The 17,137-nt window shown below is 58.5% G+C and carries 15 protein-coding genes; 9 read left to right on the top strand and 6 right to left on the bottom strand.

Features of this window, described 5'->3' with window-relative positions:
- Positions 1 to 10 precede the first annotated feature (10 nt).
- Positions 11 to 598, bottom strand: a complete 588-nt coding sequence (gene betI, locus IM290_RS12705) for a transcriptional regulator BetI (protein WP_017382531.1) — start codon at positions 596 to 598, stop codon at positions 11 to 13.
- Positions 599 to 726: 128 nt separating this feature from the next.
- Here betI and betT point away from each other — a divergent pair, with 128 nt between their 5' ends.
- Positions 727 to 2,760, top strand: coding sequence for a choline BCCT transporter BetT (betT, locus tag IM290_RS12710; RefSeq protein WP_023296083.1), 2,034 nt, complete (start codon positions 727 to 729; stop codon positions 2,758 to 2,760).
- A gap of 384 nt (positions 2,761 to 3,144) precedes the next feature.
- Entirely contained in the window at positions 3,145 to 3,591 is a 447-nt protein-coding gene (locus IM290_RS12715) for a SymE family type I addiction module toxin (RefSeq protein ID WP_193041754.1), read from the top strand.
- Between the two features lie 90 nt (positions 3,592 to 3,681).
- Here IM290_RS12715 and IM290_RS12720 read toward each other — a convergent pair whose 3' ends face one another.
- Genes IM290_RS12720 through IM290_RS12730 form a run of 3 tightly spaced genes read right to left on the bottom strand, consistent with a single transcriptional unit; the run spans position 3,682 to position 5,095 of the window.
- Positions 3,682 to 4,182 (bottom strand): type VI secretion system tube protein Hcp, encoded by a 501-nt coding sequence (locus IM290_RS12720; protein ID WP_193041753.1) that lies wholly within the window; start codon positions 4,180 to 4,182, stop codon positions 3,682 to 3,684.
- Positions 4,182 to 4,538: a putative T6SS immunity periplasmic lipoprotein gene (locus IM290_RS12725; protein WP_193041752.1), complete on the bottom strand. Its 357-nt coding sequence runs from the start codon at positions 4,536 to 4,538 to the stop codon at positions 4,182 to 4,184. The genes IM290_RS12720 and IM290_RS12725 overlap by 1 nt, the downstream gene beginning before the upstream one ends.
- Positions 4,535 to 5,095 carry a type IV secretion protein Rhs gene (locus IM290_RS12730; RefSeq protein ID WP_193041781.1) on the bottom strand — a complete coding sequence of 187 codons (561 nt, stop codon included), beginning with the start codon at positions 5,093 to 5,095 and terminating at the stop codon, positions 4,535 to 4,537. Before IM290_RS12730 ends, IM290_RS12725 begins: the two co-directional genes overlap by 4 nt.
- A 212-nt stretch (positions 5,096 to 5,307) precedes the next feature.
- Between IM290_RS12730 and sitA the strand changes: the two genes are divergently transcribed.
- From sitA to IM290_RS12750, 4 genes are read left to right on the top strand one after another with little or no spacing between them, the layout of a single operon-like run.
- Positions 5,308 to 6,219, top strand: a complete 912-nt coding sequence (gene sitA, locus IM290_RS12735) for an iron/manganese ABC transporter substrate-binding protein SitA (protein ID WP_193041751.1) — start codon at positions 5,308 to 5,310, stop codon at positions 6,217 to 6,219.
- A gap of 2 nt (positions 6,220 to 6,221) precedes the next feature.
- A complete protein-coding gene (gene sitB / locus IM290_RS12740) occupies positions 6,222 to 7,028 on the top strand; it encodes an iron/manganese ABC transporter ATP-binding protein SitB (protein ID WP_017382524.1) in 807 nt (268 codons plus the stop codon).
- Entirely contained in the window at positions 7,025 to 7,876 is an 852-nt protein-coding gene (gene sitC, locus IM290_RS12745; protein WP_015571185.1) for an iron/manganese ABC transporter permease subunit SitC, read from the top strand. The genes sitB and sitC overlap by 4 nt, the downstream gene beginning before the upstream one ends.
- Positions 7,870 to 8,709 carry a metal ABC transporter permease gene (locus tag IM290_RS12750; protein WP_023303259.1) on the top strand — a complete coding sequence of 280 codons (840 nt, stop codon included), beginning with the start codon at positions 7,870 to 7,872 and terminating at the stop codon, positions 8,707 to 8,709. Before sitC ends, IM290_RS12750 begins: the two co-directional genes overlap by 7 nt.
- Here the strand turns inward: IM290_RS12750 and entD are convergent.
- Together entD and IM290_RS12760 are read right to left on the bottom strand one after the other, a co-directional pair.
- On the bottom strand, positions 8,645 to 9,334 hold the full coding sequence (gene entD, locus IM290_RS12755; protein WP_193041750.1) for an enterobactin synthase subunit EntD: 690 nt from the start codon (positions 9,332 to 9,334) through the stop codon (positions 8,645 to 8,647). The genes IM290_RS12750 and entD overlap by 65 nt on opposite strands.
- Positions 9,335 to 9,415: 81 nt before the next feature.
- Positions 9,416 to 11,665 carry a TonB-dependent siderophore receptor gene (locus tag IM290_RS12760; RefSeq protein WP_017382520.1) on the bottom strand — a complete coding sequence of 750 codons (2,250 nt, stop codon included), beginning with the start codon at positions 11,663 to 11,665 and terminating at the stop codon, positions 9,416 to 9,418.
- A 146-nt stretch (positions 11,666 to 11,811) separates the two neighbouring features.
- On the opposite strand from IM290_RS12760, the gene fes reads away from it, so the two are divergent.
- The 3 genes from fes to entF are packed head-to-tail and all read left to right on the top strand — an operon-like array spanning position 11,812 to position 17,088.
- Positions 11,812 to 13,011 carry an enterochelin esterase gene (gene fes / locus IM290_RS12765; RefSeq protein WP_193041749.1) on the top strand — a complete coding sequence of 400 codons (1,200 nt, stop codon included), beginning with the start codon at positions 11,812 to 11,814 and terminating at the stop codon, positions 13,009 to 13,011.
- Between the two features lie 10 nt (positions 13,012 to 13,021).
- Complete coding sequence (locus IM290_RS12770; protein ID WP_015571182.1) at positions 13,022 to 13,234, top strand: MbtH family NRPS accessory protein; 213 nt, start codon at positions 13,022 to 13,024, stop codon at positions 13,232 to 13,234.
- Positions 13,231 to 17,088, top strand: a complete 3,858-nt coding sequence (entF, locus tag IM290_RS12775) for an enterobactin non-ribosomal peptide synthetase EntF (RefSeq protein ID WP_193041748.1) — start codon at positions 13,231 to 13,233, stop codon at positions 17,086 to 17,088. Before IM290_RS12770 ends, entF begins: the two co-directional genes overlap by 4 nt.
- Positions 17,089 to 17,137 lie beyond the last annotated feature (49 nt).

Below are 17,137 nucleotides of genomic sequence, written 5' to 3' on the forward strand. Positions count from 1 at the left end.
TTCTCCTCGGTTAATCGGTCGGTAAATGCTGGCTGATAAAGTGGCTGGTAAGCGACTGGGCCAGGGTTTTATCCAGCGGCTTGCCGCTCAGCGCGGCGCGCAGCCACAGCCCGTCAATCAGTGCGGCAAGCCCGTAGCCCGCCTCTTCAGCCTGTTCACGCGGCAGCTCGCGGCGGAACTCGTACACCAGGTTAGAGAGCAATCGGCGGCTGCTGACCTGCTGCAAACGGTAGAGCATCGGCTGATGCATGCTGCTGGCCCAGAAGGCCAGCCAGGCCTTCATCGCCGCGCCGCTGATCTGGGTTTCATCAAAATTGCCGCCGACAATCGCCTGCAAGCGCTGCTCTGCGCTGCCGTCCGGCAGGGCGCGTAAACGGCTTAATACCGCGTCGCGCAGCTGACCGGTGATGTCACGCATGGTCGCTTCCAGCAGACCGTTTTTATCTTTGAAATAGTGGCTGATGATCCCCGTGGATACGCCCGCCCGACGGGCGATCTGCGCGATGGTTGCGTCATGCATTCCCACTTCATTAATTGCTTCCAGCGTGGCATCGATTAGCTGCCTGCGCCGGATCGGCTGCATCCCCACTTTGGGCATTTTTGCCACTCCATTCATCAGCGTTGGTAATCTATTAAAGCGGTTTTTGATTGGACGTTCAATATAAAATGTGTCTTAATTGTTGCGATTTTGGATTTCAATAGTTGCAAAAACAGTGGGGATACTGGATGACAGACCTTTCACAAGACAGAGAAAAAGACAAAATCAACCCGGTCGTTTTTTATACGTCCGCCGGGCTGATTTTGTTGTTTTCCCTGACGACCATCTTCTTTCGTGATTTTTCTGCCGAGTGGATTGGGCGCACCCTGAACTGGGTGTCGAAGACCTTCGGCTGGTACTATCTGCTGGCCGCGACGCTCTATATCGTCTTCGTGGTCTGCATTGCCTGCTCGCGCTTCGGTTCGGTGAAGCTCGGGCCAGAGCAGTCCAAGCCCGAGTTCAGCCTGCTGAGCTGGGCCGCGATGCTGTTTGCCGCCGGCATCGGCATCGACCTGATGTTCTTCTCCGTGGCGGAACCGGTCACGCAGTATATGCAGCCGCCGGAAGGGGCAGGGCAGACGATGGAGGCCGCGCGCCAGGCGATGGTCTGGACGCTCTTCCACTACGGCCTGACGGGCTGGTCGATGTACGCCCTGATGGGCATGGCGCTCGGATACTTTAGCTATCGTTATAATTTGCCCCTCACCATCCGCTCCGCGCTCTACCCGATCTTCGGTAAAAAGATTAACGGCCCGATAGGCCACAGCGTCGACATTGCGGCGGTGATCGGCACCATCTTTGGTATCGCGACAACGCTCGGCATCGGCGTGGTGCAGCTCAACTACGGCCTGAGCGTGCTGTTTGATATCCCGGATTCGATGGCGGCGAAGGCGGCGCTGATTGCGCTGTCGGTGATTATCGCCACCATCTCGGTGACCTCCGGCGTGGATAAAGGGATTCGCGTGCTCTCCGAGCTGAACGTCGCGCTGGCGCTGGGGCTGATCCTGTTCGTGCTGTTTATGGGCGACACCTCGTTCCTGCTCAATGCCTTAGTGCTGAACGTGGGTGATTACGTGAACCGCTTTATGGGCATGACGCTGAACAGCTTCGCCTTTGACCGTCCGACAGAGTGGATGAACAACTGGACGCTCTTCTTCTGGGCGTGGTGGGTGGCGTGGTCGCCGTTTGTCGGCCTTTTCCTCGCGCGCATTTCGCGTGGCCGCACCATTCGTCAGTTCGTGATGGGCACGCTGATCATCCCGTTCACCTTTACCCTGCTGTGGCTGTCGATTTTCGGCAACAGCGCGCTGCACGAGATCATCCACGGCAATGCGACTTTTGCCCAGGAAGCGATGGCGCACCCGGAGCGCGGCTTCTACAGCCTGCTGGCGCAGTATCCGGCGTTTACCTTTAGCGCTTCCGTAGCGACCATTACCGGCCTGCTGTTCTACGTCACCTCGGCGGACTCCGGCGCGCTGGTGCTGGGGAACTTCACCTCGAAGCTTAAGGACATTAACAGCGACGCGCCGAACTGGCTGCGCATCTTCTGGTCCGTCGCCATCGGCCTGCTGACGCTCGGCATGCTGATGACCAACGGTATCTCGGCGTTGCAGAACACCACGGTGATCATGGGCCTGCCGTTCAGCTTCGTGATCTTCTTCGTGATGGCCGGGCTGTATAAATCGCTTAAGGTGGAAGACTACCGCCGCGTCAGCGCCAGCCGCGACACCGCCCCGCGTCCGCTGGGCGCGCAGGACAGGCTGAGCTGGAAGAAACGCCTCTCGCGCCTGATGAACTACCCCGGCACGCGCTACACCAGCCAGATGATGGAGACGGTCTGCTTCCCGGCGATGGAAGAGGTGGCCCAGGAGCTGAAGCTGCGTGGCGCCTACGTGGAGCTGAAAAACCTGCCCCCGGAAGAGGGCGAAAATCTGGGGCACCTGGATCTGCTGGTGCACATGGGCGACGAGCAGAACTTTGTCTATCAGATCTGGCCGCAGCAGTATTCGGTGCCCGGGTTCACCTACCGGGCGCGCAGCGGGAAGTCGACCTACTACCGGCTGGAGACCTTCCTGCTGGAAGGCAGCCAGGGGAATGATTTGATGGATTACAGCAAGGAGCAGGTGATCACGGACATTCTGGACCAGTATGAACGGCACCTGAACTTTATCCATCTGCACAGGGAAGCACCGGGGAATAGCGTGATGTTCCCGGATGTTTGAGGCTTGATCTGAAGAACCTACAAAGGCAGCGCCGCTGCCCTCATGCCGGGTGGCGGCGATGCCTTACCCGGCCTACAAAACCGGTTTATCGTAGGCCTGATAAGCGAAGCGCCATCAGGCGTTTAATGAGCATTGGATCTGAAGGGCAATATTTCCTTTCTTTATATTCACCATTTTATTTTTCTTTATTTATTTACTCGAGCCGCCTCGCATTTCCCTAATATTCGACCCCTGTACATTTATCCATGGCAGTATAATAGCGGCAGTTAAGCCAGCACTGAGATCTTGAAAGAATAGGTAAAAAGGTAAGAAAAGGAATCGCGGTACAAAGGTGTGCGACCACCTCCATACCGCTAACCACAAACAACTAACCAGGAGTTGATTATGGCTGTGAAGAATTCTATGCCAGAGCGGGCTATTGCCCAAACAGAAAATGCAGATCTAGAGATTCAGCAAGAAAACCGCGAGAAGCTACGCAAAAAACGCATCCGGGCGTTGCATGACGAGCCGGTTCACTCTGCGTATCTTCATGAAAGAGGAGCGGCGGATTCCGCCTGTGTAGAACTTTATACTCGAATGGAGCGCAACTATCTGCCGTTAACCGGCGCGTGGTTAACCCGCGCAGGGTTTAAAGCAGGAATAGCCGTGAAGATCCGCGTGATGCCAGATTGTATTGTGATTACGCCGCAAAATTCCCGTGAGCTGTGGGGCTGTCTGGAAGGCGTCAGCGCAACGTATACCAACAAACTGAAGATGATGAAGTGGCTGGAGACGTTTCCGGGAGCGTTAATTGATACGGGGGATTTGCCCGTGAACGAAAGTAGAAAATAGTAGCGGTAAAAATTAACGAGGCGATCCAGGGAATGCCAGGATCGCCGTTTCTGAGCGGCAGCATGCATTGATCTTTATGAGCCAGGTAAATTATGCGGTACTCTTCTCTTTCTGAGCTGGTTTCATCCATGCATCGCCATAAAGAATATTACCTTTCACATAATTCCACTGAATGCCCCGGAATCGAAGCCCAACAACTTCATGCATATTCGGGGCTGAGCTGCCTGGGTAATAAACGTGCGTGAAATCCAGAGATGAGATCACCACGCTATCAAGCGTCATGGTGTAGATCTCTCTTTCTGCTCCCGCTTCAACAATTTCATAATATTTGATAATGGCTTTTTGCAGCCGTCTGCCCTCGCAGGCGGCAACGGCAAGATAAGGGCTCACTTTATCTAATTGCTTATGCACGGTAACCGGACTATGCTGCCGTGTTCCGGTCATATTCCCGGTATGGCTGTCCACTGCCTGTTTTATGCCGTAACTGCTGTTCATAATTTCGATAGCACCTTCCCGGCCTGGCATCATACAGTCGCCCTGAACCTGCATTCCGTTCTCATCGTAGAGAAATAAGTAAGCGGGTAATGACATTATAATTCTCCTAAATTAGTAAGCTGTCCGTCATTATCAATAAAGAATTCGTGATGATAATTTTTATTATTTAAACCATAGCTAATAACATATGTATAGCCATACTCCCAATTCACATCTATGCAACTGTTAGGATAAGACCAACTGATTTTATTCCTTCCCGAACTTGTGATGGTAGTAATGTCGGGGCCTTTGCTGGAATCAATGGTGTAATAGTTCACGATATCGTTTTTATTAATACTAAAGCAAACATGGTTACCATCAATAAAAGTAGCTCTGGGATGAGACAACGGCGGGCAACCAGGACACCCCGTCAGGAGAATACATAATGGTGAGATGAGCGTTATAGTTTTCATCCTGGGAATCCTTTCAGAATATTTTTATATTTTTGCAGCAGAGAATAAACGGGTTCATTCGAATTAATATCTCGATATTTTGGCAGGAATGTATATTTTTCAAACCCATAAAACTGTAATAACCAGTAGTCACTTACGATCGATGCTTGCTGTTCTAATCCGTAATGCAATAGATCTGCTTTATCAAAGCTATAGGTGTAGTCAGCAATACCAGAGAATAATCCCCTTGTTCTGACAAACATCCCTTTTTGGGCTTGCCAGACATGCATCATTTCATGCATGAATAGGTGTTTTTTATCTAACAATTTTTCTAATGAAAAATCCGGAGAATATGTGTCTTCTCTAAACCACATTTCCCCGTTGGGAGTCATAGCAACATTTACAGGTTGTAAATTAAAAGGAAGATAACTTTCCCTGTGTACCCACACCAGATGATAACGGATGCTGTAACCGTAAAGCGTCTTCGCAAGGGCGATTTCACCGATCGTGAGCTGTCGGACCCCGCCTGGATTAATTGGGGTTCCCGAAGTGGGGTGGATCCTTTCATTAACAGGCATAACAATTCCATTTTTTTTATATGGGTATTGGTCTTCAATCATACGCCTGAACTGCAGAGGAAAAAGAACGCACTTTTCCTAAAACTTCCCCGTCACACCCTTCATTGACACAACTTTAATGATAATTATTTTCATTTAAACATAGCCTGTGCTATACCTTATAGCACAGGCTAATTTTGCTTTGATTTTAATCACCTCAGGAGACTTCTGCGATGCATCCACGGCAAGGATTGAAGCGTCTGTTGCTCGGCGCGCTGCTCATGACCGCGACCACTACCGGCGCGCTGGCGGCTGAAAAGTTCCAGGTCATCACCACTTTTACCGTTATTGCTGATATGGCGAAAAACGTGGCGGGGGATGCCGCAGAGGTCACCTCCATCACCAAACCGGGCGCTGAAATTCACGAATACCAGCCCACTCCGGGCGATATCAAACGCGCGCAGAAGGCACAGCTGATCCTGGCGAACGGCATGAATCTGGAGCTGTGGTTCCAGCGCTTTTATCAGCATCTGAACGGCGTGCCGGAGGTGATTGTCACCAAAGGCATCACCCCGATGGGCATCAGCGAAGGGCCCTATAACGGCAAGCCCAATCCGCACGCGTGGATGTCGCCGGACAACGCCCTGATTTACGTCGATAACATCCGCGACGCGCTGGTGAAGTACGATCCGGCCAACGCGCAGACCTACCAGCGCAATGCGGAAGCCTACAAGCAGACGATCACCGCCACTCTCGAACCGCTGCGCAAGCAGGTCGCGGAGATACCGGAAGACAAACGCTGGATGGTGACCAGCGAAGGGGCGTTCTCCTATCTGGCGCGGGATTTGGGCCTGAAGGAGCTTTACCTGTGGCCGATCAACGCCGATCAGCAGGGCACGCCCCAGCAGGTGCGCAAGGTTATCGATCTGGTGAAAAAACATCACATTCCGGCGGTGTTCAGCGAAAGCACGGTCTCGGATAAGCCCGCCCGTCAGGTGGCGCGTGAAACCGGCGCCCACTATGGCGGCGTGCTGTACGTCGACTCTCTGAGCGCGGAAAACGGCCCGGTGCCGACCTATATCGATCTGCTGAACGTCACCACCCGCACGCTGGTGCAGGGCATCCGTGACGGGATGAAGGAGTAACCATGCACGAGGGGATTGTTGTAACCGACGTGACCGTGACCTACCGCAACGGCCACACGGCGCTGCGCGACGCATCGTTCAGCGTGCCGGGCGGATCGATTGCCGCCCTGGTGGGGGTGAACGGTTCCGGCAAGTCCACGCTGTTTAAGGCGGTGATGGGGTTTGTGCGGGCGGCGAGCGGCACCATCTCCATTCTGGGGCTGCCGCCTCACCGGGCGCTGCGTCAGAACCTGGTCGCCTACGTGCCGCAGTCGGAAGAGGTCGACTGGTCGTTTCCGGTGCTCGTCGAGGACGTGGTGATGATGGGCCGCTACGGGCATATGGGGTTTCTGCGTCGTCCCAAAGAATGCGATAAGCAGATCGTCACCGACGCCCTGAAGCGTGTAGATATGCTCGAGCTGCGCCATCGGCAGATTGGCGAGCTGTCCGGCGGGCAGAAGAAGCGCGTGTTTCTGGCGCGGGCGATTGCCCAGCAGGGCGAGGTGATCCTGCTCGACGAGCCGTTTACCGGCGTGGACGTCAAAACCGAAGCCAGGATCATCAGCCTGCTGCGGGAGCTGCGCGACGAGGGCAAAACGATGCTGGTCTCGACCCATAACCTGGGCTCGGTCACGGAATTCTGCGATTACACGGTGATGGTCAAAGGCACCGTGCTGGCGAGCGGCCCGACGGAAACCACCTTTACCGCCGAGAATCTCGAGCGCGCCTTTAGCGGCGTGCTGCGCCACGTGGTGCTCAGCGGCTCGGAAGATCGCATTATTACCGACGACGAACGCCCCTTCGTCACGCACCGTCAGGAGGCCAAATGAACGTGCTTCTCGAACCCTTCGGCTACGAGTACATGCTCAACGCGATGTGGGTCTCGGCGATGGTGGGCGGGCTGTGCGCGTTTCTCTCCTGCTATCTGATGCTCAAAGGCTGGTCGCTGATCGGCGATGCGCTGTCGCACTCCATCGTGCCGGGCGTAGCGGGGGCCTACATGCTCGGGCTGCCGTTCTCGCTGGGGGCGTTTTTATCGGGCGGGCTGGCGGCGGGCAGCATGCTGTTTCTCAACCAGCGCAGCCGCCTGAAGGAGGACGCCATTATCGGGCTGATCTTCTCCTCGTTTTTCGGGCTGGGGCTGTTTATGGTCTCGCTCAACCCGACCTCGGTGAACATTCAGACCATCGTCCTCGGCAATATTCTGGCTATCGCCCCGGAAGATATCGTCCAGCTGGCGATTATCGGCGTGGTGTCGATAGTTATCCTGCTGTTCAAATGGAAAGATCTGATGGTGACCTTTTTTGATGAGAACCACGCCCGCGCCATCGGCCTGCGTCCTGAACGCCTGAAAATTCTCTTCTTCACGCTGCTGGCGGTCTCTACCGTGGCGGCGCTGCAAACCGTCGGCGCATTTCTGGTGATCTGTCTGGTGGTCACGCCCGGCGCGACCGCGTGGCTGCTGACCGACCGCTTCCCGCGCCTGCTGATGATTGCGGTCGCCATTGGCAGCATCACCAGCTTCCTCGGCGCGTGGGCCAGCTATTACCTGGACGGCGCCACCGGCGGCATTATCGTGGTCGCCCAGACGCTGCTGTTCCTGCTGGCGTTCGTCTTTGCGCCGAAGCACGGACTGCTTGCCAGCCGCCGTCGGGCGCGGGAGGCACACCCATGTTGACGCTGCTTCTCGAACCGTTCCAGTTTGCGTTTATGAACAACGCGCTGCTGATTTCACTCATGGTGGCCGTGCCCTGCGCGCTGCTGTCGGTTTTTCTGGTGCTGAAAGGCTGGGCGCTGATGGGCGACGCCATGAGCCACGCGGTGTTTCCCGGCGTCGTGCTGGCCTGGATGATGGGCCTGCCGCTGGCGCTGGGCGCGTTCGTAGCCGGTCTTTTCTGCGCGGTCGCCACCGGATATCTGAAGGATAACAGCCGCATCAAACAGGATACGGTCATGGGGATCGTCTTTTCCGGCATGTTCGGCGCCGGGCTGATCCTCTATATCGCCGTCAAACCTGAGGTGCATCTCGACCACATTCTGTTCGGCGATATGCTGGGTATTAACGGGATGGACATTCTGCAAAGCGGTCTCGTCGCGGGGCTGATTGCGCTGGTGATTGGCCTGAAGTGGCGCGATTTTCTGCTGTTCTGCTTTGACTATCAGCAGGCGCAGGCGAGTGGCTTGCGCACCCGCTGGCTGCACTACGGCTTACTGTGCATGGTTTCGCTGACCATCGTTGCGACGCTGAAAGCGGTGGGGATCATTCTGTCGATTTCCCTGCTGATTGCGCCCGGCGCCGTGGCGGTGCTGATTACCCGACGCTTTCACATGGCGCTGCTGGTGGCGGTCGCCGTTTCAGCGCTGGTGTCGGTAAGCGGCGTTTATGCGTCGTTTTATCTCGACAGCGCGCCTGCGCCGACCATTGTGGTCCTGTTCGCGATGGTGTTTATCGTGACGTTTGTGGTGACCAGCGTGAAGGCTCGTCGCCAGGAGCGTGTGACAGCAGGGTGATGACCTGTTCGCCGTGCTGCTGCCAGTGCAGGGGGAAGGCGGTGCCTTCCTTAAAGCCTGCAAGTTGACGGGTCAACGCCAGCGTGAGCGTCTTGTCGTCGAGCATGGTAACGCGGGCGCAGTCAAAACCCATCCAGGCCTGTACCTGCGGAAAGAGGGCCTTGAACAGGCTCTCTTTGGCGCTGAAGACCAGCGTCAGGGCGAGGGCGAACGGGTATCCCAGGCGGGAAAACACAGGTTCTTCCTGCGTATCAATAATGCCGTCTTTGATTTCCCTGGCTTCGTTTTCGGAGAGGATCGTTTCACAATCGATGCCGATAAGCGCCGGGTATTGCGTGACGACGGCTATCGCCTGCGTGCCGCTGTGGGTGATGCTGCCGGAAATACCTTGCGGCCAGAGCGGTTCCCCGCTGGGGCCGATGGCGGGCATGGTGTGGTCAGGTAAGGCGTGCGCGGCGGCGATGCGGCCTGCCAGGTGGTCGGCCTTGCGTTTGCGTCCGGCGTCAGCAAGCTGCGCGTGATGGGGGAGCCAGAGGAGATCGGCGTCGGTAAAGGTGGCGGGGTCGAAAGTGATGCGGTGGAGGGTGTGGCCGGCGAGAGAAAATGTGCTGTGGGTGGTGTGCATGGTTTTCCCTTCAGTATTGTGCGGCCTGATGCCCTCACCCCGGCCCTCTCCCATGGGGAGAGGGGGAAGTCACTGCCTTTATCAGAACCTCGTATTCACGCTCATATACCAGGTACGGCCCGGTTCATTATACGTATACGCGCCCGCACCGTACATATACGCGCCGGTGGTGGTATTACCCGTGGTCTGGGCGTTACCCGCACGCCACTGGCGCTTGTCGAAGACGTTGTCCACGCCGCCGGTCAGGCTGACGTTTTTGGTCACGTCCCAGGTCGCGCTCAGGCCCACGATGCTGTACGGGCTGACTTCGTCTTTCTCAGACCCGGTGACCGGCTGACCTTTGTAGTTGTACTTCTTCGGCTGCTGCTTGCCGTACCAGGTGAAGGTCGACTGGAGCGATACGTCCTGATGCACCTGCCAGCTCAGGGTTGAGTTCAGCGTGTACTCAGGAATGATCGACAGACGATCGCCGGTCTCCTTGTTCTTGCTTTGCAGCATGTAAGTGATGTTGTTGGTCCAGTTGATGGTATCGCTGACCGGCACGTTCAGGGAGCCTTCCAGACCTTCTACTACCGCCTTCGGCACGTTTTCCCACTGGTAGATATCGGTGGTGACTTTGCCGGTGGACGTCTGGCCAATCGGCGCATAGCCCGCTTCAATCTTGTTGCGGTAGTCGTTGCGGAACCAGGTCACGCCCGCCAGCCAGCCGTCGCGTTTCCACTCCAGGCCAATCTCTTTGTTGATGCTGGTTTCCGCTTTCAGATCGTCGTTACCCATCATGTAGCAGCCCACGCCGTCGGAACTGGCGTAGCAGCCCTGGCCTTTACTGTACAGCAGATAGTTCGGGTTGGTCTGGTACAGGCTTGGCGCTTTATAGGCGCGCGCGATGCCCATCTTCAGGGTGAAGTCATCCCCCAGACCCTGCGACAGGTTCAGGGACGGGCTCCAGTTATTACCCACAATGGTGTGGTGGTCGAAGCGCAGGGCAGGGGTCAGCATGGTGCTGTCGGTCAGCTCCATGTTGTTTTCGGCAAACAGGGAGAAGATCTCCGCTGAAGTGTACGGGCTACGGTCTTCGCTCATGCCCGGAATGGTGCCGCCCTGCTGGGTTTGCGTGAAGGAGGTCGAGTCCTTCATGCGCTGCTGGTTCCACTCGGTGCCGAGCGTCAGGTTCTGGTTCACAATGAAATCAATCGGCAGGTTGATTTCGCTGTGCAGCATCACGTCGGCCAGGTCGGTGTCGGTGAATTTATTGCTGTTGAACAATCCTTCCAGACCGCCCGCCAGCCCTTCGCCCAGACGAGAGTTGCGGGTGTGCTCGTACTGCGCCCAGTTGCTGGTGGTGATGCCGTTATCCCAGCCGCCGTTCCAGGTCACGGCGAAGTTCTGACGATAGATACGGTTAGTCTCTTTACCGTAGTTCTTCTTCACCAGCCCGCTTGAGCTGTTGTCGTTGTTGGTATTCTGGGTATCGCCCGCGTAAAGGTTGTTCTGGCGGCTGTATCCCGCCTCAAACTCCAGGGACTGCATCGGCGCGAAGTCCCAGCGCACCACGCCGTTGATGTCTTTATTCTCGACCCCTTCACGGCCTGCCGGCAGCGTGTCGGCATATGCGCCGGTACGGTCAGACTGATGGCCCTGGTTAATGTCCCAGGCGTCGGCCTGGGTTTTATCCAGGTTACCGTACATGCGGAAGCTGAAATCCCCACCCAGCGGGCCGCTCAAGCTGAAGTTAGTGCGTTTGGTGGAACCTTCGTCTTTATGCTCTGGCGCATTCAGGTAGGTGTTCCAGGAGCCGTGCCACTGGTCGTCAAATTTTTTGGTGATGATGTTCACCACGCCGCCCGCCGCACCGTTACCGTAGCGGGCAGCAGCCGGGCCACGGATCACTTCGATGCGCTCGATCATCTCCGGCGGGACCCAGCCGGTATCGCCGCGGGTATCACGCTCGCCGCGCCAGCCCAGACGGATGGAGTTGCGGCTGGTGACCGGCTTGCCGTCGATCAGGATCAGGGTGTTTTCCGGGCCCATGCCGCGAATGTCAATCTGACGGTTGTTCCCGCGCTGGCCGCTGGTGGAGTTGCCGGTCAGGTTAACGCCCGGCATGGTGCGGATGATTTCCGCCACGTCGCGCGCGGGCGGGTTTTTGCGGATCTCGTCGGCGGTGATGGTCGACACGCCCGGCGCCTGCAAATTCTGCTCGGCGGCGGTGATCACCATGGTGTCTTCATGCTGCGCGGAGGCGGTGTTGTCGTCTGCCATGACGGGCAGCGCGACACCATAAATCCCTAAATTGACCAGCAAGGCCAGAGAGTGAATCTTCTTATTCATTGTACGTCCCGCTTTTATGGTTATTTAATGAGCGCGCTTCCCACAGCGCGGGCATTACGCTATTGCAAATGCAAATAGTTATCAATAATATTATCAATAAAATTTGCTCTGAAACAAAAAAGACTGTTAAACATGGGGTTATAAGGGTGACGGCGTTAACAACCGGAAGTGAAGCGTGGTGGCAGGCGAAAGACGGGCCGGAACGGGAACGTCATCAGGAAAACTATCGCGTGACATTCTGGTGGCGGGACCCGGCGGGAACGCAGAAAATGTCGACGGTTAAACGCGTCTGGCTCTACGTCACCGGTGTGACCGATCACCATCAAAATGCCCGTCCGCAGTCCCTTGAACGTATCCCGGATACCGACGTCTGGCAGTGGCAGGGCGAGTTCAGCCCGGAATGGCGCGGCAGCTACTGTTTTATCCCCTCCGACAATGAAAACGATTTTGCCAGCGCAGTGTTTGAAGGCGATCAGCCGGACCGCATGGCGCTGCGCGAAGGCTGGCGCAAACTATTGCCGCACGCGGTGTCCGACCCGCTGAATGCCCAGAGCTGGCGCGGCGGGCGCGGGCACGCCGTCTCGGCGCTGGAGATGCCGGAGGCGCCCGTACAGCCCGGCTGGAACCATCCCGATACACCTTACAAAAAGCCTGTCTGCATTGAGTGGCACAGCGCGCGTCTGAAGAACCGTCGCCGCGTGTGGATTTTTACCACCGGGGATGAAAGCCCCGAGCGCCCGCTGGCGGTGCTGCTCGACGGGCAGTTCTGGGCCGAAAGCATGCCCGTCTGGCCTGCGCTGGCGTCGCTCACCCATGAAGGCAAACTGCCGCCTGCGGTCTATGTCTTAATCGACGTGATTGACACCGCACACCGCAGCCGCGAGCTGCCGTGTAACCCTGATTTCTGGCTGGCGGTGCAGGACGAACTTCTCCCGCAGGTGAAAAGCATGGCCCCGTTCAGCGACCGCGCCGACCATACCGTGGTGGCGGGTCAGAGCTTCGGCGGGCTCTCTTCCCTCTATGCGGGCCTCAACTGGCCGCAGCGTTTTGGCTGCATCCTCAGCCAGTCCGGATCCTACTGGTGGCCGCACCGCGGCGCGCAGCAGGACGGGCTGCTCATCGAACAACTCAAAGCGGGTGACAAAACCGCTCGCGGGCTGCGCATCGTCCTTGAGGCCGGGCGCAACGAGCCGCTTATTTTGCGCGCAAACCAGGCGATCCTCGCCGAACTATACACTCAGCAACCGGTTTTCTGGCGTCAGGTTGACGGCGGACACGATGCGCTTTGCTGGCGCGGTGGGCTGACGCAGGGGCTGATGACCCTCTGGCAGCCGCTTATTCAATAACGGAGTCTGTATGGAATTCAGCAATCCTTTCGATAATCCGCAGGGACAGTTCGCCATTTTGCAAAATGACCAGGGGCAGTACAGCCTGTGGCCGCAGCAGTGCGAGTTGCCCGCGGGCTGGCGCGTGGTCTGCGAACCGCAATCTCAGGAGGCGTGCCAGCAGTGGCTGGCGGAACAGTGGCAGACGCTTGAGCCGTCATGTTTTGCGGGGGAGCGCGCATGAACCGTCTCCCTCTTGTCGCCGCCCAGCCGGGGATCTGGATGGCAGAGCAGCTTTCCTCCCTGCCAAACGCCTGGAGCGTCGCGCACTACACCGAGCTGAAAGGCGCTATCGATGCGCCATTGCTGGCAAAAGCCATCGCTGAAGGCATGATGCAGGCCGACACCCTGCGGATGCGTTTTGCCGAAGATAACGGTGAGGTGTGGCAGTGGATCGATGAGGCCATGCTCCTGCCGGAGCCGTCCATCGTGCGCGTTGACTCCCACGACGCCGCCGTGGCGCTGATGGAGGCCGATCTCAACCAGAACCTGCGCGTCGACAGCGGTCAGCCGCTGGCGTTTCACCAGCTGATCCAGGTGGGAGAAAGCCACTGGTACTGGTATCAGCGGTATCATCATCTGGTGGTAGATGGCTTCAGCTTCCCTGCTATTACCCGTCAGATCACCGCCATTTACGCTGCGTGGCAGAAAGGTGAATCCACACCGGCCTCCCCGTTCACCCCGTTCGCCGAGGTGGTGGAGGAGTATCAGCGCTATCGCGACAGCGAGGCGTATCAGCGCGACGGTGCTTTCTGGGCCGAACAACGCAAACAGCTTCCTTCTCCGGTCTCGCTCTCTTCCGCGCCGCTGCCGGGACGCGCCGCCACCACCGATATCCTGCGCCTGAAAATTGCGATGGACGGCCGTGCGTTCAGCCAGCTTGCACAGATGGCAGGCCAGGCGCAGCGTACCGATCTGGCCCTTGCGCTGGTGGCGCTGTGGCTGGGCCGCCTGACCGGACGGCTGGACTACGCCGCCGGGTTTATCTTTATGCGCCGTATGGGCTCCGCCGCGCTGACCGCGACCGGACCGGTGCTCAACGTCCTGCCGCTGGCGGTGAATATTCGCCCGCACGAGAGCCTGCCGGAACTGGCGCTGCGCCTGGCGAACCAGCTGAAAAAGATGCGCCGCCATCAGCGTTACGACGCCGAGCAGATCGTGCGCGACAGCGGACGTGCCGCAGGCGACGAAGCCCTTTTTGGTCCGGTGCTGAACGTCAAGGTGTTCGATTATCAGCTGAATATCGACGGCGTGGAGGCCATTACCCACACGCTGGCAACCGGCCCGGTGAACGATCTGGAGCTGGCGCTGTTCCCGGACGAGCAGGGCGGACTGAGCATTGAGATCCTCGCCAACGGGCAGCGTTACGACGAGGCGACGCTGAAGGGGCACGCGGCGCGCCTGAACGCAATGCTGACGCAGTTTGCCGCCAATCCGGACCTGCGCTGTGGCGACGTGGAAACCGTATCAGAGCAGGAATACGCCCGGCTGGCGCGCATCAACGATACCGGGCTGGCGCTGCCGTCTACCACGCTGGCGGATCTTGTGGCGGAGCAGGCGAGCAAAACGCCGGACGCCCCCGCGCTGGCGGATGCCCATACTGAACTGAACTACCGCCAGATGCGCGAGCAGGTGGTCGCGCTGGCAAACCTGCTGCGCGCGCGCGGCGTGAAGCCGGGCGACAGCGTGGCGGTGGCGCTCCCGCGCTCGGTGTTCCTGACCCTGGCGCTGCACGGGATTGTTGAAGCAGGCGCCGCCTGGCTGCCGCTGGATACCGGTTACCCGGATGACCGTCTGCGGATGATGCTGGAGGACGCGAAGCCGTCGCTGCTCATTACCACCGACGAGCAGCTTCCGCGCTTTAACGATCTGCCGATCGCCACCTTTAGTTACAACACACTATTACCGGCCACCGATGCTGAACCTCTGCGCCTGGCGAAGCCGGAGCAGACCGCGTACATCATCTTTACCTCCGGTTCGACGGGGCGTCCAAAAGGGGTGATGGTCGGCCATACCGCCATCGTTAACCGCCTGAAGTGGATGCAGGATCATTATCCACTGGCGGCGCATGACGTGGTGGCGCAGAAAACGCCGTGCAGCTTTGACGTGTCGGTGTGGGAGTTCTGGTGGCCGTTTATCGCCGGGGCGAAGCTGGTGATGGCCGAGCCGGACGCGCACCGCGATCCGCAGGCAATGCAGGGCTTCTTCGCAGAATATGGCGTAACCACCACCCACTTCGTGCCGTCGATGCTGGCGGCGTTCGTCGCCTCGCTGACGCCGGAAAACGTCGACTGTTGCAGGACGCTGAAGCAGGTGTTCTGTAGCGGCGAGGCGTTGCCGACTGCGCTGTGTCGCGAGTGGGAACAGCTCACCCATGCGCCGCTGCACAACCTCTATGGCCCGACCGAAGCGGCGGTGGATGTGAGCTGGTATCCGGCGTTTGGCCCCGAGCTGGCGGCGGTGGAGGGCAACAGCGTGCCAATTGGCTTCCCGGTGTGGAATACGGGGCTGCGCATTCTGGACGCGATGATGCGCCCGGTGCCGTTCGGCGTGGCGGGGGATCTCTATCTCACCGGCATCCAGCTGGCGCAGGGGTATCTGGGACGCCCCGACCTTACCGCCAGCCGCTTTATCGCCGATCCGTTTGCCCCCGGCGAGCGAATGTACCGCACCGGGGACGTTGCCCGCTGGCTGGACAACGGCGCGGTGGAATATCTGGGCCGCAGCGACGATCAGCTGAAAATCCGCGGCCAGCGCATTGAGCTGGGCGAAATCGACCGGGCGATGCTCGCGCTGCCGGATGTGGCCCAGGCGGTGGCGCACGCCTGCGTGTTCAACCAGGCGGCTGCCACGGGCGGCGATGCCCGCCAGCTGGTGGGATACGTTGTCTCTGAATCCGGCTTACCGCTGGATCGCGACGCGCTGCTTGCATCACTCAAAGCCCAGCTGCCGCCGCATATGGTGCCGGTGGTGCTGCTGCAAATCAGCGCGCTGCCGTTAAGCGCCAACGGCAAGCTGGATCGCAAGGCGCTGCCGCTGCCGGAGCTGACCAGCAAAACTTCCGGTCGCGCGCCCGAGACGCAAACTGAAGTCACCGTGGCGCAGGCGTTTTCTGCCCTGCTGGGCTGCGCGGTGAACGATATCGAGGCCGATTTCTTTGCCCTCGGCGGCCACTCGCTGCTGGCGATGCGCCTTGCGGCTCAGCTCAGCCGTGCGTTCAGCCGCAAGGTCACGCCGGGGCAGATTATGGTCGCCTCGACGGTGAGCAAGCTTAGCGCCCTGCTGGACTCGCAGATGAGCGACGAGCAGGCGCAGCGTCTGGGGTATGAAACCGTTCTCCCGCTGCGTGAAAGCAACGGCCCCACGCTGTTCTGCTTCCATCCGGCGTCCGGCTTTGCCTGGCAGTTTAGCCTCCTGGCGCGCTACCTCAGCCCGCGCTGGTCAATCGTCGGCATTCAGTCTCCCCGGCCTGAGGGGCCGATGCAGCAGTGTGCGGATCTCGATGCGGTGATCGAACATCATCTGAACACGTTGCGTAAGCAACAGCCGCAGGGGCCGTATTATCTGTTCGGCTATTCCCTCGGCGGCACGCTGGCGCAGGGCATTGCGGCGCGTCTGCGCGAGCAGGGTGAAGACGTAGCGTTCCTCGGCCTGCTGGATACCTGGCCACCGGAAACCCAGAACTGGGCGGAGAAAGAGGCCAACGGCCTCGATCCGGAGGTGCTGGCGGAAATTGAGCGCGAACGTCAGGCGTTTATTGCCGCCCAGCAGGGGCAGGGCTCCAGCGAGTTGTTTAACGCCATTGAAGGCAACTATGCGGACGCGGTGCGGCTGCTCACCACGGCGCACAGCGCGCGGTTTGACGGTAAAGCGACGCTGTTTGTCGCCGAGCGAACGCGAACCCTGGATCCGCAGGCCGCATGGGCGCCGTGGGTGGGTGAGCTGGAGGTGTACAGCCAGGACTGCGCCCACGTGGATATCATTTCACCGCAGGCGTTTGAAAAGATTGGGCCGGTACTGAAGGAAATTTTGGGGTAACGTTTAAAGCCCCTCACCCTAACCCTCTCCCACGGGGAGAGGGGATGGT

The organism is Enterobacter cloacae complex sp. S1 (genome assembly GCF_014930525.1).
Taxonomy (GTDB): domain Bacteria; phylum Pseudomonadota; class Gammaproteobacteria; order Enterobacterales; family Enterobacteriaceae; genus Enterobacter; species Enterobacter hormaechei_C.

Excerpts from the sequence above, each read along its gene's own strand:
- betT (WP_023296083.1), top strand. The coding sequence starts at position 727 with ATGACAGACCTTTCACAAGACAGAGAAAAAGACAAAATCAACCCGGTC.
- IM290_RS12770 (WP_015571182.1), top strand. The coding sequence starts at position 13,022 with ATGGAATTCAGCAATCCTTTCGATAATCCGCAGGGACAGTTCGCCATT.
- IM290_RS12750 (WP_023303259.1), top strand. The coding sequence starts at position 7,870 with ATGTTGACGCTGCTTCTCGAACCGTTCCAGTTTGCGTTTATGAACAAC.
- entF (WP_193041748.1), top strand. The coding sequence starts at position 13,231 with ATGAACCGTCTCCCTCTTGTCGCCGCCCAGCCGGGGATCTGGATGGCA.
- betI (WP_017382531.1), bottom strand. The coding sequence starts at position 598 with ATGCCCAAAGTGGGGATGCAGCCGATCCGGCGCAGGCAGCTAATCGAT.
- sitC (WP_015571185.1), top strand. The coding sequence starts at position 7,025 with ATGAACGTGCTTCTCGAACCCTTCGGCTACGAGTACATGCTCAACGCG.
- sitB (WP_017382524.1), top strand. The coding sequence starts at position 6,222 with ATGCACGAGGGGATTGTTGTAACCGACGTGACCGTGACCTACCGCAAC.
- entD (WP_193041750.1), bottom strand. The coding sequence starts at position 9,334 with ATGCACACCACCCACAGCACATTTTCTCTCGCCGGCCACACCCTCCAC.
- IM290_RS12715 (WP_193041754.1), top strand. The coding sequence starts at position 3,145 with ATGGCTGTGAAGAATTCTATGCCAGAGCGGGCTATTGCCCAAACAGAA.
- IM290_RS12720 (WP_193041753.1), bottom strand. The coding sequence starts at position 4,182 with ATGTCATTACCCGCTTACTTATTTCTCTACGATGAGAACGGAATGCAG.
- IM290_RS12725 (WP_193041752.1), bottom strand. The coding sequence starts at position 4,538 with ATGAAAACTATAACGCTCATCTCACCATTATGTATTCTCCTGACGGGG.
- IM290_RS12730 (WP_193041781.1), bottom strand. The coding sequence starts at position 5,095 with ATGCCTGTTAATGAAAGGATCCACCCCACTTCGGGAACCCCAATTAAT.
- sitA (WP_193041751.1), top strand. The coding sequence starts at position 5,308 with ATGCATCCACGGCAAGGATTGAAGCGTCTGTTGCTCGGCGCGCTGCTC.
- IM290_RS12760 (WP_017382520.1), bottom strand. The coding sequence starts at position 11,665 with ATGAATAAGAAGATTCACTCTCTGGCCTTGCTGGTCAATTTAGGGATT.